Source organism: Nocardioides terrae (assembly GCF_900112345.1).
Classification (GTDB): Bacteria; Actinomycetota; Actinomycetes; order Propionibacteriales; family Nocardioidaceae; genus Nocardioides; species Nocardioides terrae.
The window spans coordinates 86,981-102,505 of record NZ_FOLB01000012.1; the positions used below are offsets into that span (position 1 = coordinate 86,981).

Annotated in this window: 15 protein-coding genes; 4 read left to right on the forward strand and 11 right to left on the reverse strand. The window is 71.3% G+C overall.

All coding sequences use genetic code 11. From position 1 onward, the window contains the following. The first annotated feature begins 90 nt into the window (after nucleotides 1-90). On the forward strand, nucleotides 91-1,428 hold the full coding sequence (locus BM236_RS15550) for a DUF222 domain-containing protein (protein WP_091125618.1): 1,338 nt from the start codon (nucleotides 91-93) through the stop codon (nucleotides 1,426-1,428). Here BM236_RS15550 and BM236_RS15555 read toward each other — a convergent pair. Next, on the reverse strand, nucleotides 1,421-2,116 hold the full coding sequence (locus tag BM236_RS15555) for a TetR/AcrR family transcriptional regulator (RefSeq protein WP_091125621.1): 696 nt from the start codon (nucleotides 2,114-2,116) through the stop codon (nucleotides 1,421-1,423). The genes BM236_RS15550 and BM236_RS15555 overlap by 8 nt on opposite strands. 135 nt (nucleotides 2,117-2,251) lie before the next feature. On the opposite strand from BM236_RS15555, the gene BM236_RS15560 reads away from it, so the two are divergent. The 3 genes from BM236_RS15560 to BM236_RS15570 all read left to right on the forward strand — a co-directional run bounded on the left by BM236_RS15560 (nucleotide 2,252) and on the right by BM236_RS15570 (nucleotide 7,189). Further along, a complete protein-coding gene (locus tag BM236_RS15560) occupies nucleotides 2,252-3,172 on the forward strand; it encodes an NAD-dependent epimerase/dehydratase family protein (protein WP_091125624.1) in 921 nt (306 codons plus the stop codon). 111 nt (nucleotides 3,173-3,283) lie between these two features. Next, nucleotides 3,284-3,682, forward strand: coding sequence for a hypothetical protein (locus BM236_RS15565; protein WP_091125625.1), 399 nt, complete (start codon nucleotides 3,284-3,286; stop codon nucleotides 3,680-3,682). A gap of 75 nt (nucleotides 3,683-3,757) precedes the next feature. After that, nucleotides 3,758-7,189 (forward strand): pyruvate carboxylase, encoded by a 3,432-nt coding sequence (locus BM236_RS15570; protein WP_091125628.1) that lies wholly within the window; start codon nucleotides 3,758-3,760, stop codon nucleotides 7,187-7,189. 27 nt (nucleotides 7,190-7,216) lie between these two features. On the opposite strand, the gene BM236_RS15575 is transcribed toward BM236_RS15570, so the two are convergent. The 10 genes from BM236_RS15575 to BM236_RS15620 form a co-directional block, all read right to left on the reverse strand. Further along, entirely contained in the window at nucleotides 7,217-8,401 is a 1,185-nt protein-coding gene (locus BM236_RS15575; RefSeq protein ID WP_091125630.1) for a SpoIID/LytB domain-containing protein, read from the reverse strand. 97 nt (nucleotides 8,402-8,498) lie between these two features. Then, nucleotides 8,499-9,905, reverse strand: a complete 1,407-nt coding sequence (locus BM236_RS15580) for an NAD(P)H-quinone dehydrogenase (RefSeq protein WP_091125632.1) — start codon at nucleotides 9,903-9,905, stop codon at nucleotides 8,499-8,501. 130 nt (nucleotides 9,906-10,035) lie between these two features. After that, nucleotides 10,036-10,959: a hypothetical protein gene (locus BM236_RS15585; RefSeq protein ID WP_091125634.1), complete on the reverse strand. Its 924-nt coding sequence runs from the start codon at nucleotides 10,957-10,959 to the stop codon at nucleotides 10,036-10,038. Nucleotides 10,960-10,971: 12 nt separating this feature from the next. Then, entirely contained in the window at nucleotides 10,972-11,640 is a 669-nt protein-coding gene (locus BM236_RS15590) for a hypothetical protein (protein ID WP_091125637.1), read from the reverse strand. A gap of 13 nt (nucleotides 11,641-11,653) precedes the next feature. Beyond that, a complete protein-coding gene (locus tag BM236_RS15595; RefSeq protein WP_091125639.1) occupies nucleotides 11,654-12,292 on the reverse strand; it encodes a hypothetical protein in 639 nt (212 codons plus the stop codon). Further along, nucleotides 12,285-12,854: a hypothetical protein gene (locus BM236_RS15600; RefSeq protein ID WP_091125642.1), complete on the reverse strand. Its 570-nt coding sequence runs from the start codon at nucleotides 12,852-12,854 to the stop codon at nucleotides 12,285-12,287. Before BM236_RS15600 ends, BM236_RS15595 begins: the two co-directional genes overlap by 8 nt. Beyond that, complete coding sequence (locus tag BM236_RS15605) at nucleotides 12,854-14,161, reverse strand: putative T7SS-secreted protein (RefSeq protein WP_091125644.1); 1,308 nt, start codon at nucleotides 14,159-14,161, stop codon at nucleotides 12,854-12,856. Before BM236_RS15605 ends, BM236_RS15600 begins: the two co-directional genes overlap by 1 nt. Nucleotides 14,162-14,177: 16 nt before the next feature. Then, a complete protein-coding gene (locus tag BM236_RS15610; protein ID WP_091125646.1) occupies nucleotides 14,178-14,765 on the reverse strand; it encodes a WXG100 family type VII secretion target in 588 nt (195 codons plus the stop codon). A gap of 29 nt (nucleotides 14,766-14,794) precedes the next feature. Further along, nucleotides 14,795-15,088 carry a hypothetical protein gene (locus tag BM236_RS15615; RefSeq protein WP_091125649.1) on the reverse strand — a complete coding sequence of 98 codons (294 nt, stop codon included), beginning with the start codon at nucleotides 15,086-15,088 and terminating at the stop codon, nucleotides 14,795-14,797. Between the two features lie 92 nt (nucleotides 15,089-15,180). Next, nucleotides 15,181-15,477: a WXG100 family type VII secretion target gene (locus tag BM236_RS15620; RefSeq protein WP_091125650.1), complete on the reverse strand. Its 297-nt coding sequence runs from the start codon at nucleotides 15,475-15,477 to the stop codon at nucleotides 15,181-15,183. Nucleotides 15,478-15,525: the final 48 nt, after the last annotated feature.

The window sequence follows — 15,525 nt, forward strand, 5'->3', positions numbered from 1 at the left end:
CCGGCCCGGCGGTCGGGGGTGACAGCCCTCCCTCCACAGGCCGGAACCTGTGCCACGAAGAATGTCGGTGGGGTGGTGTTCGCTTGACGCATGAGCCTCTCCGACCTCGATGCGACCGCCACCTTGGCGGCGGCCGACGGCAACCTGCGCCGCCGGCGCGTGGCGGAGGTTGAAGAGCTCGAGATCGCTCTGCGCTGGGCGGACCTGCACTCCTCCGACCCGCAGGCGGAGCCGGAGGCGATCCCGGTCAGGTACGGCGGCGACCGCCTGGTCCATCTCGGCGGCGAAGGAACGCCCGCGGTGCGCGAGCTCTGCCTGCTCGAGCTGGCGGTCGCGTTCCGGTGCTCCGAGGCCAAGGTCCGCAGCACGGTGGCCGCGGGGCTGGACCTGCGTCATCGCCTGCCCCTGTTGTGGGACGTGGTCCGCAAGCTCGACATCGAGACGTGGGTCGCCCGACGGATCGCCAGGATGACGCGGCGGCTCCCTCACGGGCAGGCCGCCTCTGTCGACGCCCTGCTGACCGATGCCGCAGCGGAGTCCCCGGCCAAGCTCCTCCGGCTCGTCGAGACCGCGATCATGCAGGTCGACGCCGAGGCCGAGCGCGAGCGGCTCGACAGGGCCCGTCGCAGCCGCGGCGTCTGGGTCTCGCGCCCCCGCCCGGGCGAGGAGGACGACGAGCAGCTCGCCGGCCTGCGCACCGTGATCGCACGCGTGACGACGGCGGACGCGATCTGGTTCGACGCGACCGTCGACCAGATCGCCGACCTGCTCGCCTCCCTGACAGATCGACTTCCCCACCTCGCCGACCTGACGCGCGACGAGCTGCGTGCCGAGGCGTTCGGCTGGTTGGCCCGGCCTCAAGAGCTGGCCGGGCTCATCGCCGACAGCACAGGGGACGCGGATGAGGCGGCGACAGCGTTGGCAGCGCTCCCGCGCCCCGACGCCACGGTCTATGTCCACGTGGGCGACGGTCCGGTCGCCGACGTGGAACAGCTCGGCCCCCTCCTCGTCGAGCGGCTGGCCGAGCTCCTCGGTCACACCCGGATCACGCTGCGCCCGGTCATCGATCTTCACGAAGGCCGCTCCGTCACGGGCTACACCCACCCGGCGGACGTCCGAGAGCGGTGCCTTCTGCGCACCGGCGGCGACCGCTTCCCCCATTCGGCCGGCTCGGGACGAAACGTCGACCTCGACCATCCGCAGCCCTTCGACGCGGACGGTCCGCCGGGTCAGACCGGGGACCACAACGCGCTCCCGCTCCGGCGTCGACATCATCGGGCGAAGACGCACCTCGGTTACGTCGTCACACCACTCGGCCCGGACCGCTGGACCTGGCGGACGCCCCACTGCCTCACCCGCCTCGTCGATGCGCGCGGTACGCACGCGGTCAGTCTCGGCGAGGAGTACGGCTACCGCGCTCTCAGCTGAGGCCGACCGCGCCGGCCAGCATTCCCAGGTGCAGCTCGAAGAGCGCCTCGGGGTCGCCGAGGCCGTCGCGCCCGTACTGCCCGAAGACCTCCCAGCCCAGACAGCCGAACAGCGCCGCCCACCCGAAGACGCAGGCCGCGACGACACTGTCGGGGACGTCGAGGCCCAGCTCGTCCCGCGCAGCGTTGAAACCCGCGGCGAGCCGGGTCGACGAGACCTCGACCTCCGGCGGAGACAGCCGGCCGGCGGCGTACGCCTCGGTCCACAGGGTGACCAGCGCCCGCAGCACCCGCGTGCCCGGCCCCAACGTGCGCTCGGCCGGCGCCTCGTACCCGGGCACCGGGCTGCCGAAGAGCAGCGCGTACGTCGCCGGCTCGGCGAGCGCCCAGGCCCGGACCGCTCGGCCGATGGCCGCCTGCCGGCCGACGAAGTCGTCGCCGGGCACCTCGGCGAGCGCCGCGTCGACGGCGTCGCCGAGCTCGTCGTACCCGTCGACCACGAGGAGGGTCAGCAGCTCGTCGCGACTCTTCACGTAGCGGTAGACCGCCGAGGAGACGACCCCGAGGTCGCGGGCGACGGCGCGCAGCGAAAGGGCGGCAGCGCCGTCGATGGCGAGGTGGTGACGCCCGATCCGGACGATGTCGGCCATCGTCCGGGCGCGGGCGCGGTCGCGAGGAGTTCCGGGCATGGCCCCATGCTGCCCGTGCGGAGTGAGCACCGTCAACTATTGTGAGCACCGCTCTTGCAATTCCGTCCGAACGCGAGCATCCTCGCTTCCGAGAGCACCGCTCTCTCCTTAATCCGAACCAACGAGGAGAACCCCATGAGCACCCACCACATCGTCATCGGCGCCGGCCCGGTCGGCGCGACCGTCGCTCTGCAGCTGGCGGAGCAGGGCCGCGCGGTCCGGCTGCTGACCCGGTCGGGCAGCGGCCCGGAGCACCCGCTGATCCAGCGCCGACGCGCGGACGCCAGCGACTCGGCCGCCCTTGCCGAGCAGTTCGTCGGCGCGAGCGCGGTCTTCGACTGCATGCACGCCAGTGCCTACCGCGCCGACGTCTGGCGCGCGGCGCTCCCGCCCGCCGAGCGGGCGGTCCTCGAGGCCGCCGGCCGGGTCGGCGCCGTGGCCGTCTTCCCGGAGAGCCTCTACGCCTTCGGACACGTGGACGCGCCGATGACCGAGGTGACACCGCGGCGCGCCACCACCGGCAAGCCGGCGGTCCGCGTCGGCCTGCTCGCTGCTCGCGAGGCGTCGAGCACGCCGACGGTCAGCGTCGCCGCCTCCGACTTCTACGGCCCGCTGGCCCGCACCGCCCACGCTGGCGACCGGATGATCTCGGCGGTGCTCGAGGGCCGCACGCTCCACGTCGTCGGCAGCCCCGACGCACCGCACTCGTGGACGTTCGTCCCCGACCTGGCCGCCGCCATGATCGCCGCCGCCGACGACCAGACCCAGTGGAACTCCTTCCTCATGGCGCCGACCGCACCTCCGCGCACCCAGCGCGAGATGGTGGCGGCGTACGCCGAGGCGGCCGGCGTGCGAGCGCCGAAGGTCGTCGGCACGCCGGGCTGGGCGTTGCGCGCCGTCGGACTGGTCCACCGCGACACCCGCGAGATCGCCGAGATGAGCTATCAGTTCACCGCGCCGTTCGTCGTCGACTCCTCCGCCACCGAGCAGCGCCTGGGCCTGGCCCCGACGCCGCTCGAGAAGGGCGTCGCGCAGACGATCGCCGCCGCCCGGTGAACCACCCGGTGAACCGCCCGGCGAACCACCCGGCGAACCACCCGGTGAACCCTGGTGAGCCCGGCAGCGTGTCCATGGCAGAGAACGTCACTCGAAACAGAGGAGATCAGCATGCTGCTGCACAGGACCATCACCGGGCTCGCCGCCGTCATCGTCGTCAGCCTTCCCGTGCTGACCGGCGCCCCCGCCCAGGCCAAGGGTGGCGACGACGGCGTCCGCCGCAGCGGCACGTGCTCGGGATCGACCGACTGGAAGATCAAGGCCAAGGCCGACGACGGCCGGATCGAGGTCGAGGCGGAGATCGACAGCAACCACCGCGGTCAGACCTGGCGCTGGGTGCTCCGGCACGACGGCCGGGTCGCTGCCCGCGGGCACTCCGTGACCGCCGGCCGCAGCGGCTCCTTCGAGGTCGAGCGGCACGTCTCCAACGCGCCGGGCTCGGACTCGTACCGGTTCCGGGCGGTCGACGTCCGCAGCGGAGAGGTGTGCGTGGCGCGGGTCGCCCGCTGACCTCCGCGCCCAAGCGCATCGTCTCGTGAGACACGTGACTCCCCAGTAGCTTGTGCCGCCGCTAGCGTTGCGCCCATGTTCAACAAGGTCCTGGTGGCCAACCGTGGAGAGATCGCGATCCGAGCCTTCCGCGCGGCCTACGAGCTCGGCGCGAAGACAGTCGCGGTCTATCCCTACGAGGACCGGGGTTCAGAGCACCGGCTGAAGGCCGACGAGGCCTACGAGATCGGCGAGCGCGGCCACCCGGTGCGCGCCTACCTCGACCCGGAAGCGATCGTCGAGGCGGCACTGCAGGCCGGGGCCGACGCGGTCTACCCGGGCTACGGCTTCCTGTCGGAGAACCCGGCGCTCGCCGAGGCCTGCGTCAACGCCGGGATCACCTTCGTCGGTCCGAGCGCCGAGGTGCTCGAGCTGACCGGCAACAAGGCCCGCGCGATCGCCGCTGCCAAGGCCGCAGGGGTGCCGACGCTGGCGAGCATCGACCCGTCGACCGACGTCGACCAGCTGGTCGAGGCCGCCCAGCGCCTGCCCTACCCGCTGTTCGTCAAGGCGGTCGCCGGCGGCGGCGGTCGCGGCATGCGTCGCGTCGACGAGCCGGGCCCCGACGCCCAGAACCTCCGCGACGCCGTGGAGACCTGCATGCGCGAGGCCGAGGGCGCGTTCGGCGACCCGACCGTCTTCATCGAGCAGGCCGTCGTCGAGCCGCGCCACATCGAGGTGCAGATCCTGGCCGACGCCGAGGGCAACGTCATGCACCTCTTCGAGCGTGACTGCTCCGTGCAGCGGCGCCACCAGAAGGTCGTCGAGATCGCGCCGGCACCCAACCTCGACCCGCAGCTGCGCGAGCGGATGTGCGCCGACGCGGTGAAGTTCGCCCGGGCGATCGGCTACTCGTGCGCGGGCACCGTCGAGTTCCTGCTCGACACGCGGGCCGTCGCCGCGCACGAGGGCGGGTGGGGCGAGGACGTCCCGCCGCCGTACGTCTTCATCGAGATGAACCCGCGCATCCAGGTCGAGCACACGGTGACCGAGGAGGTCACCGACGTCGACCTCGTCCAGTCGCAGATGCGCATCGCCTCCGGCGAGACGCTCGCCAACCTCGGGCTCTCCCAGGAGACGGTCCACCTGCGCGGTGCGGCGCTGCAGTGCCGCATCACCACCGAGGACCCGGCCAACAACTTCCGCCCCGACACCGGCGTCATCACGACCTACCGCTCCCCCGGCGGAGCCGGCATCCGCGTCGACGGCGGCACCACCTACTCGGGCGCCGAGATCAACGCACACTTCGACTCGATGCTGGCCAAGCTCACCTGTCGCGGCCGCACCTTCGCCGACGCCGTACGCCGGTCCCGCCGGGCTGTCGCCGAGTTCCGGATCCGCGGCGTGGCCACCAACATCGCCTTCCTGCAGGCGCTGCTCGACGACCCCGACTTCGAGTCCGGGCGGATCACCACCAGCTTCATCGAGACCCACCCGCAGCTGCTGACCGCCCGCGCCAGCGGCGACCGCGGCACCAAGCTGCTGACCTACCTCGCCGACGTCACCGTCAACCAGCCCCACGGCACCGCCCCGGTCTCGATCGACCCGGCCGCCAAGCTGCCGTCGCTCGACGCGTCCGCGCCGATCCCGGACGGCACCCGCCAGCGACTCCTCGCCGTCGGTCCGGAGGCGTTCGCCGCCGAGCTGCGCGCCCAGAAGAAGGTCGCGGTCACCGACACCACCTTCCGCGATGCCCACCAGTCCCTCCTGGCCACCCGGGTCCGCACCCGTGACCTGCTCCAGGTGGCCGGCCACGTCGCGCGGCTGACGCCGCAGCTGTGGTCCCTCGAGGCATGGGGCGGGGCGACGTACGACGTAGCGCTCCGCTTCCTCTCCGAGGACCCGTGGGAGCGGCTCGAGGCGCTGCGCGAGGCCGTCCCCAACATCTGCCTGCAGATGCTCCTGCGCGGCCGCAACACCGTCGGCTACACCCCCTACCCGACCAGCGTCACCAGGGCGTTCGTGGAGGAGGCGGCGGCGACCGGCATCGACGTCTTCCGCATCTTCGACGCGCTCAACGACGTCGAGCAGATGCGGCCCGCGATCGCGGCCGTGCGCGAGACCGGGACGGCCGTCGCCGAGGTGGCGCTCTGCTACACCGGTGACCTCTCCTCCCCCGACGAGCGGCTCTACACGCTCGACTACTACCTGCGCCTGGCCGAGCAGATCGTCGACGCGGGCGCCCACGTCCTCGCGATCAAGGACATGGCCGGCCTGCTCCGCGCCCCGGCCGCGCGGACGCTGGTCACGGCGCTGCGCGAGCGCTTCGACCTGCCCGTGCACCTGCACACCCACGACACCCCGGGCGGCCAGCTGGCCACGCTGACCGCGGCGATCGAGGCGGGCGTGGACGCGGTCGACGCGGCCTGCGCCGCGATGGCGGGCACGACGTCCCAGCCGCCGCTCTCATCGCTGGTCGCGGCCACCGACCACTCCGCGCGTGAGACCGGGCTGTCGCTGGCCGACGTCAACGCGCTCGAGCCCTACTGGGAGGCCACTCGCCGGGTCTACGCGCCCTTCGAGTCGGGCCTGCCCGCGCCGACCGGTCGGGTCTACCGGCACGAGATCCCCGGCGGCCAGCTGTCCAACCTGCGCCAGCAGGCGATCGCGCTTGGGCTCGGGGAGAAGTTCGAGCAGATCGAGGACATGTACGCCGCGGCGAACGACATCCTCGGCCGCGTCCCGAAGGTCACGCCGTCCTCGAAGGTGATCGGCGACCTCGCGCTGGCCCTCGTCGCCGCCGGCGCGGACCCCGACGCCTTCGCCGCCGACCCGACGTCCTATGACATCCCGGGCTCGGTGATCGGCTTCCTCCACGGCGAGCTCGGCGACCCGCCGGGCGGCTGGCCGGAGCCGTTCCGCACCAAGGCGATCGAGGGCCGCCGATGGGTCGCACCCGCCGAGGAGCTCTCGACCGAGGACGCCGCCGGCCTGGAGAGCGACCGCCGGGCCACGCTGAACCGGCTGCTCTTCCCCGGCCCCACGCGTGACTTCACCGAGGCGCGGTCGAAGTGGGGCGACGTGTCGGTGCTGCCGACGCTCGACTACCTCTACGGCCTGCGCTTCGGCGACGAGCACGTCGTCGAGCTCGAGGAGGGCAAGCAGCTCTACCTCGGGGTCGAGGCGATCAGCGAGCCCGACGAGCGCGGCTACCGCACCGTCATGTGCACGATCAACGGCCAGATGCGGCCCGTCCCCGTGCGCGACCGCTCCGTCGAGGCCGAGGCAGCGGCCGCTGAGAAGGCCGACCCGTCGGTGGCCGGCCAGATCGCCGCGCCGTTCCAGGGCGTGGTCACCCTCAATGTCGCGGTCGGCGACAAGGTGAAGGCGGGCGACACCGTGGCCACGATCGAGGCGATGAAGATGGAGGCGGCCATCACGGCACCCGTCGGAGGCACCGTCGAGCGGCTGGCCCTCAACTCGCCGCAGGCGGTCGAGGGCGGGGACCTGGTGGTCGTCCTCCGCTGAGGCCGGTGCCCGGCCCGGAGCCGGACGTCAGCCGATCGCGAACCAGGTCGACCGCAGACCGAGGCGGCTGCGGAAGTCGTCGCCGCTGACGGTGACGGCACCACCGGTGCCGGTGAGCCGCAGCGCGAGGACCCGGCCACCCCAGTCGCCGTGGCCGTCCCGGCCGACGACCTGGACGCCGGTCGAGGTGCCGAGCGCGGGCCAGGCGGCCTGGAGCCGGGCCGCCGAGACGGTGGTGGTCCAGTCGTGCACGTGGTTGCCGGACCAGGCGTCGTACGGGTCGACCCTCGCGGCCTGGTAGGCCACCGAGCCACCCACCGTCCAGCCGCCGCTGGAGGAGCTGAACTGGGTGAACGCGGGTCTGCCCGCGTAGGTCCGGACCTGGCGGCGCGTCGCCGCCACTGCGGCGTCGGTGGCGGGCGTCTCCGCCGCCACGCCGCCGTAGACCTGGCAGGAGGTGCTGTCGCAGGTCTGGTAGGCGCGGCCCGCCGCGGCATGGGCGCGCTCATAGGCGGCGTACGTGCGCGCCGCGACCGCCTGCGCCTGCAGCGCCGCGGCGCTCCAGCTCGACGGCATCTCGCGGGCGACCACGCCGCGCAGGTAGCCCTCCAGGCCGACCACGTTGACGGTGTCCCGGTCCCGGCCGTCCACGGGCGCGTTGCGCAGCGCCCCCCGGTAGTCGGCGGTACCGCTCGGCAGCACGAGCGTGATGGGCGCGCCGCCTGCGGAGAACTCCGCCGTTCCGCGCAGCACCTTCGCGCGCGTCCAGCCGCGGCCCGGCAGCCGGTAGGACAGCGCCGTCCTCGCCGCCCGACGCTTGAGCCGCCACTGGGCGGCGCCCGGCTGCACGGCCGCGAGCGACCACCTCTGGGAGCGCTTGCCGACGACACGCACGCGCAGGGCCGGGCTCGCCGCGACGACCGTGTCCGGCGTCGTGTCGGCGCCGATCCGGACCCGGATCCGCCCGGAAGAGGCGGCCGCAGCGGTTCCCGGGTAGTAGAAGTCGAGGATCTGCGCGGCGGTCAGGCCCGCGCGGGCCGCGCCCTCGGCGCCGTACTGCGACATCCCCCGGCCGTGCCCGTACCCGTGCCCGGTCAGGCGCAGCGAGCCGCCGGCGGGTACGCCGACGGCGGGCTCGGCGGCGCCGGCCGAGCCTGCGACGGGCACGAGCAGGGCGATGGCGACCAGCAGCGCCAGGGGCGTCGGTGACATGTGTGACTCCAGAGGAAGATGAGACCTCTGGGATCCTATGGCGTGTCGCGCCGGTCGCGCAGGCCCTTCGGGTCGATAATACGCACCCGGCGCGGGCTCACACCTGGTGGAGCCTGCGCGCGGCCTCGGCGACCGACCCGCTCAGCGACGGGTAGACGGTGAAGGTGTTCGCGACCTGGTCCACCGTGAGGTTCGCCGCGACGGCCAGCGAGATCGGGTGGATCAGCTCGCTGGCCCGCGGACCGACGACCACCCCGCCGATGAGGACGCCGGTGCCCGGCCTGGCGATGAGCTTCACGAAGCCGTCGTGGATGCCCTGCATCTTCGCGCGCGGGTTCCCGCCCAGCTCGAGCTTCACGACGTCGGCCTGGATCTCGCCGCTCTCGACGGCGGCCTGCGACCACCCCACGGTGGCGATCTCCGGGGACGTGAAGACGTTGGACGCGATCTGCTTGAGGTCCATCGGCTGGACGGCGTCGCCGAGGAAGTGACGCATCGCGATCCGGCCCGCCATCGCCGCGGTCGAGGCGAGCATGAAGCCGCCGGTGCAGTCGCCGGCGGCGTAGACCCCCGGAGCCGTCGTACGGCTGACCTTGTCGACGCGGACGAAGCCGCCGTCATCCAGCTGGGCACCGGCCTCCTCCAGGCCGAGGTCGGCGGTGTTCGGGACCGACCCGAGGGCGAGGATGCAGTGCGACCCGGTGACGGTGCGGCCGTCGGTCAGCGTCACCGTGACCTCGTCACCGGAGCGGGTCACGGACTGCATGCGGGAGCGGTTGAGGATGTTCATGCCGCGACGGCTGAGCACGTCCTCCAGGACCGTGGCGGCGTCGGCGTCCTCGCCGGGCAGCACCCTGTCGCGGGAGCTGACGAGGGTGACCGCGATGCCCAGGGCGAGGTAGGCGCTGGCGAACTCGGCGCCGGTGACGCCCGAGCCGACGACGATCATGTGGGTGGGTGCCTCGGTGAGGTCGTAGACCTGCTCCCAGGTGAGGATCCGCTCGCCGTCCGGCTGGGCCGTGGGCAGCACGCGTGGGCGCGCGCCGGTCGCCACGAGCACGGCGTCCGCGTGGATGCTCTCCTCGGTGCCGTCGGGCCGCGTGGCGACGACGTCGCCGCCGCTCCGGCCCGAGCCGGCGCCCAGTCGACCGAGACCCCTGACGATCCGGATGCCGCGGCGGGTGAGCCGGTCCTCGATGTCGGCGCTCTGCGCGGCGGCGAGCGCCTTCACGCGGGCGTTGACCTTGCCGAGATCGACCCGGATCGACGTCGCCGCGTCGCCCTCGGAGTCGTGGAAGTTGATGCCGAGCTCGGCCGCGGACCCCATGTCGGTCATCACCTCGGCGGTGGCGATCAGGGTCTTGCTCGGCACGCAGTCGGTGAGGACAGCACTGCCACCCAGGCCGTCGCGGTCGACGACGGTGACGTCGGCACCGAGCTGGTTGGCCACCAGGGCCGCCTCGTAGCCGCCGGGGCCGCCACCGATGATCACCACGCCAGGCATGGGGCCATTCTTGCAGCGAGCGCCGATGGGCCGCGCATCGGTGCTCCGCGAGCGCGGATCAATGCCCGGCGCTCGCGGCGTACGATCCTGATCCCCCACCGCTCCGTCGTCGCCAGGTCGCACCGCTAGGTCACGACGAAGCGCTGCCGGCGGTGAGGTCGTCGAAGAAGCCGCCGAGACCGTCGGACTGCGAGATCCCGACCGCCAGCGACGCGATCAGCACGATCCCGAACAGGCCGAGCGCGACGGGGAGGTAGCGCTCGCGCTCCATGATGGAGACGTACTTCGCCAGGTCACGGCGGGGGGTGGTGCGCCGCACCGCGTGCGGCACCGTGCCCATCACCATCGCATCGACGCTGTTGGGTGCGTCGAACACCGTCTCCCACACCGCGCACCGCTTCCCGCTGAGCCGGTCGACGTACGACGGCCCGAAGTCGTGCAGACCGGTGCGCGCGTCGCCCGCGATCACCAAGGTGTTCACGGTGTTGCTGAGCACCACCTTGCGGAAGGCGCCGACCACTGTCACCCCGTTGGGGTGGATCTCGACACGTGAGCGCCGGAACAGGCAGAGCAGGTAGACGCCCATGACCAGGGCGAGCAGTGCCCCGATCGCGAGCGCCAGACCGACCCCGGCTGCGAGGAACCCGTCGACCCACAGCGAGAAGATCGCATAGGCCAGGATCGGAGCCGCCAGCGTGACGGCCAGCGGCGCCATCCCCTTGGCGTAGACCGCATATCTCGTCGAGTCCGGCCGGTACACGCGCAGCACGCGGTCGGTCCGCACCGGCTCAGCAGGGACTGTCGGCGGCAGCGGCTCGGCCGGCTCCCGCCGCCACTCGCGACTGGACTCGTAGAAGGCCCGGGGTCCGCCGCTGAAGAGGACGAGCCCGGCCCAGATCAGCGTCGTCATGAGCAACGCGAGGAACAGGACCCCGAAGAGCGGGTCGAGGCGCGCCCGCCCGACGATCGCCTCGTCGTGTCCGCGCGAGGCGGCCCACCACCCGACCTGGCTGGCGACGGTCAGGGCAGCGAAGAACGATCCGGTGAAGCGCATCGTCGGCGGACGTCAGTTTCCGAGGTGGGACTCGTCGGGGAACCGCTTGCGCAACACCTCGCTGAGCTCGGCCACCTCGTATCCGGAGAACTCGAACTCGGCCATCGCGCCCCCGAGAGGATGCCACTCGCGGGGCTGCTGGAACTTCCCGCGCAGGACGATCGACCCGGCACCGCCGCCGATCGAGTCCGTCAGGAGCGACGGCTCCGCCGCGTCGACGACGAGGTGGACACCGACCTGCGGCCCGCGGGCGACGACCTCCGCCAGGAGGGCTCGGCTCTCACTGAGCTCGTCGTCCTCCCACCCCTCGTCGTGGACGATCACGGCCAACGGCTTGGCCTCACCCGACAGGCGCTTCCACCAGCCGCCTCCGGAGGCGGCCTTCTCACGCTTGCCGACGACGCCATGGAGCTTCTCGATCGCACGCTCACTGGCATGCGCCCCCCTGGCAGCACGCTGGAAGTGACGGGCCACGAGTGACATGTCGCTCCCGTTCTTCGGCGCGACCGTCCACGCCGCACCGTCGGCCATCAGGAACTGGAAGACGATGGCCTGGAGCAGCCCGTCGCGCACGTCGTCAGGCCGGCCGAGCACAGTCAGGTGCCGCTGCACCGACAGGTCGGCCACCATCCGATCGGAGGACTTGTCGAGCGGGTTCCCGATGGCGATCTGCAGAGTCACGGACCGAAGTCTTTCAGGTCGTTGCGTGGGCGGCGGTCCCGGAGGCAGCATCCTCCCAGGACACCGTCCGGACGATCGCGTCCAACATCTCGCTCATGGGCTGGAGCTCCTCCTCCCAGATGAGCGGGGTCGAGAAGGCCATCAGGAACTGCTCCTCCGAGCCCGCCTTCATCAGCCAGTAGTCGACCCGCAGGTCCTCGATCTGCTCACCGGTCTCGGACGTGACGTAGCGCAAGCGCACGTCGCGAATCACCGCGGCACCGTCGTCGTGCCAGTTGGTCACCACCGACGTCGGCGACATGTTCGAGAGGGTGCTGGCGAACGAGTCGGCGGCTGCGGCGAGCCCGGACTCGAAGGACAGCCGGGCGGGTAGCTGAGGCCGGTAGGTCGTCAGTGTGATCGGGATGGGGACACCTGGAGCGAGCTCGAGCGCGAAGTACATCTCCACCCCGCCGCCCTCGACGGCCTCCGATGCCGCTCGCGCGAGATGTGCGCGCAGGTCTGCACGTGTCTGGGCGCGCGCGTCGTCCCTGCCCATGGAGCGCTGCACGAACGCCCTGATCGAGGACGTCGTCACGTCGGCGCCCTCGCGCAGAGGGATCCGCCACCACTCACCCGGCAGCGCGAACGCGAGACCGTCGGGATCAGCCATGAGCAGCCTCCGTGATCTCGAAGTCGGTCGACGCCTCTTTGAGCAGCTCCGTCAGGTCGCCGAAGGTCACCAGGCTGCGTGCGCTCACGCTGATCGCCCCAGTCACGCCGAGGCGCGGAAAGGTCTTGAGGATCTTGCCGGTCTCGACGTAGTGCTCACCGCCGTCGTCGTCGGTGACCAGCTCGACCATCCGCAGCACAGCAGCCGGCGCGCGTCGGGACGGGACGAGGGTCGCCTCCCCCGCACGAGGGCCCAGCTCAGCGAGCTGATCGGTCCACGAACGGACCATCTCGGCCACGTCCAGCGCAGGCCCGACCTCGAGATCGCCCGTGGCGACGATGCGTGGCGGCTGGTCGGGATGCTCGGCGATGACGACGAGCCACGACTGAGGATCGGCGTCTCGCTCGAGACAGCGCGTGACAGCACCGGCGAGATCGGCGGCGAACAGCTCGTTCCCCGGAGCAATCTCCTCGGCTGTCCGTGCGCACCACTCCGCACTGACGTCACTGGTGTCGAAGGCCAGGAAGCCGCGCGGCGCTGACCACTCGAGCTGCTTCTGCATCAGCGCTGTCCGAACTGGCTGATCTGCACGTCGTCGAGTCCGCCGATGTTGGGCAGGTTGAGGTAGGTGCCGTCGCTGCTCACGCCGATGTCCACCTTGGGCCCGAACTGCACGTTCGCGCCCGGCTTGCCGTCGCCCAGGCTCTTGGCCCAGTTGTCGAGGGGCTTGTTGACGGCCAGATCGGTCACCTTCGAGTTGATCTTGTCCCGCAGCTGCTTCTCGGCCGCGCTGGCGATCATCTGGCGCTTGAGGCCGAGCAGCTCGTGCCGCTGCTGGAACTCCTTCCCCATGTTCTCGAAGTTCCGGAGCTTCTTGCCGTCGTCGAGCAACGACTTCAGGTTCCTGTAGTTGGTCCCGACCTGCAGGTCGCCCTTGATCTTGCCGAGGTTCTTGCCCGCCGCCGGTAGCGCCGACCGGAGCTTCCCGGCGACGGCCGGGAGCAGCTTCGTACCGCGCAGACCGCCGAAGAGACCCTTGCCGAGCTTGGACAGACCACCGGTGCACAGGAAGAGGACGCTGAGGCCCACGGCCCACAGGGTCGTCTCGCCGCGGGCGAGCTGGACGAGCTGGATGCCGAGCGACACGAGCGAGGCGACCCTGCTGATCGCGAACGCCACGGCGGCCAGCGGGGCGAACGGGGTGAACAGCAGGATCACGCCGACGATCGTCGAGATGATGGCGACGACGTCGGCGATCGTCTTCAGGGTCGCCAGGAGGTTCTTCCAGTCCAGGTGGTCCCAGAACTGCAGGTGCTGCCACCAGTGGTCGTTGAGGTCGCTGGCGTCATTGGCGTCGTGGATCGCGTTGGTCGCCGTGTTGGCCGCCTTGTCCCGCTGGTCCACGGCGGCGTGGTAGGCAGCGCTCGCGGCGTCCGCCTGGTCCTGGAGGTGCTTCACGGCCTTCACGGCCTGGTCGTGGTCGGTGACGTCCTGCGGTGTGGTGGTGAGATCGAAAGGGTTCAGCCGAGTGTCGTTCTCGTGCTGCACGGCGCTCGAGAGTGCGCCCGTGGCCGCATCGTGGTGGGAGATCGCCGCGGCGGCCGCGGCCTGGGCGTCGGCGAGCTCGTCGGCGTACGTCGTCAGCGCGCTGCCGGCGCCGTCGTACCGCGTCTGGGCCTTGCGGACCATGTCGGCCAGGTCGTCGACCTTCTCGCTGACGCCCTTGACCGCTCCGCTGACGTAGCCGGAGTAGTTCTTCACGTTGTCGAGCTGCTTCGCCGCATCGCCCATGGCCTGAGCGGCCTCGGTGAGCTTCTGCGCGCGGCTGCGGATCGTCGGCGGGTCGCCCTCGAGCTGCTTCCACGACATGGTCGCTGTCTCCTTCTCAGCCCTGCAGGCTCTTGTTGAGGTCCGTGTCGACGTCCGTGAACGTCTTGGCGATCGTGCTGATCGCGTCGTAGATGTCGTCGACGTTCTCGGTGATCTGCTTGCGGCGGTGGTCCCACCCGTCGGCGAAGTCCTGCACCGCGTCGGCCAGGTGGTGGTGACCGAGCACGCCGGCGTCGAGCGAGTCCGCGGCCTTGCCGACACCGTCGAAGGCCGAGTGCGTCGCCTTGAGGTTGCTCTTCAGCGACAGGATCTCGCCCATGTCGACCTTGAGCGTGCTGGTCGCTCCGCCGCCGCCGAGCTTCTCGGCCATGCTCTGGTCCGCCTGCTTGTAGGCGTCAGCGGCACCGCGGAGGAAGTCGGCGAAGTTGGTGATCGCCGCGATCGACTTGCCCATGTCGAGGACGATGTCGATGACGAGGGCGTCGAACGCGGGCGAGGCCTTCACGGTCTTGAAGTCGGCGGCCACGAGCCCGTCGACGATCGTCTTGATCCGGGCGAGCAGGACCGACATGGCCTGTTCCTTGGCGTCGAGCACGCCGGCGACCTGCTTCATCGACGCGTAGTCGAGCGAGACGGTGGTCATGAGCGGGAAGTCCTTTCGGTACGCGGTCGTCAGCCGCTGATGCCCTTGGCGAGGGCAGCGTCGGCCTGGCCGAACGTGTCGACCGTCGCGGTGAGGATCTGTGCCACGCCGTGGAGCCCGTTCAGCGCCTTGGTCGTCGAGGTGACGAACTCCGTCACGGTGTGCTCGTAGGTGTTGCTGGCGACCTGCGTGTGGAAGTCGGAGCCGAGGCCGTCGACCGCGGTCTGCACCTCGCCCAGAAGCGTGAGGAGGTCGTCCTTGACGGTCATGATGTCCGCGGCGGCAGCGTCGAGGCTGCTGTAGGTCAAGAAGGCGTCAGCCATGTCGGCGGTCCTTTCCTCTCGTGGAGGGGCGGCTCAGGGGAAGGGACGGCCCGGGCCGGCTCGGCCCGGGCCATCACACGTCTGGCGTGCGGTCAGCCCTGCATCTGCGCGGCCAGGCTGGAGTCCGCGTCGGAGAGGGTCTGGGCGGCGGTGCGCAGGAAGCCGGAGAAGCCGGTCAGCGCCTCGATCGCCTGGTGGGTCGAGGTGACGTAGGTGCCGAACTGTGAGTCGTAGGCACCCGACGCCTGGTCGGTGACGAAGCCCGCCGAGACCAGACCCTGCACCACCGACTGCAGGTGGGCGAGCGTCTGGGCGAGGGTCTCCTTGCCCTGGTCGATCTGACCGGCGACGCTGTGCAGCTCGTCGTAGGTGACGTTGACATTGGCCATGATGGTTCCCTTTCTCGGATCCCCCACGGGGATTTCATGGATGGTGAA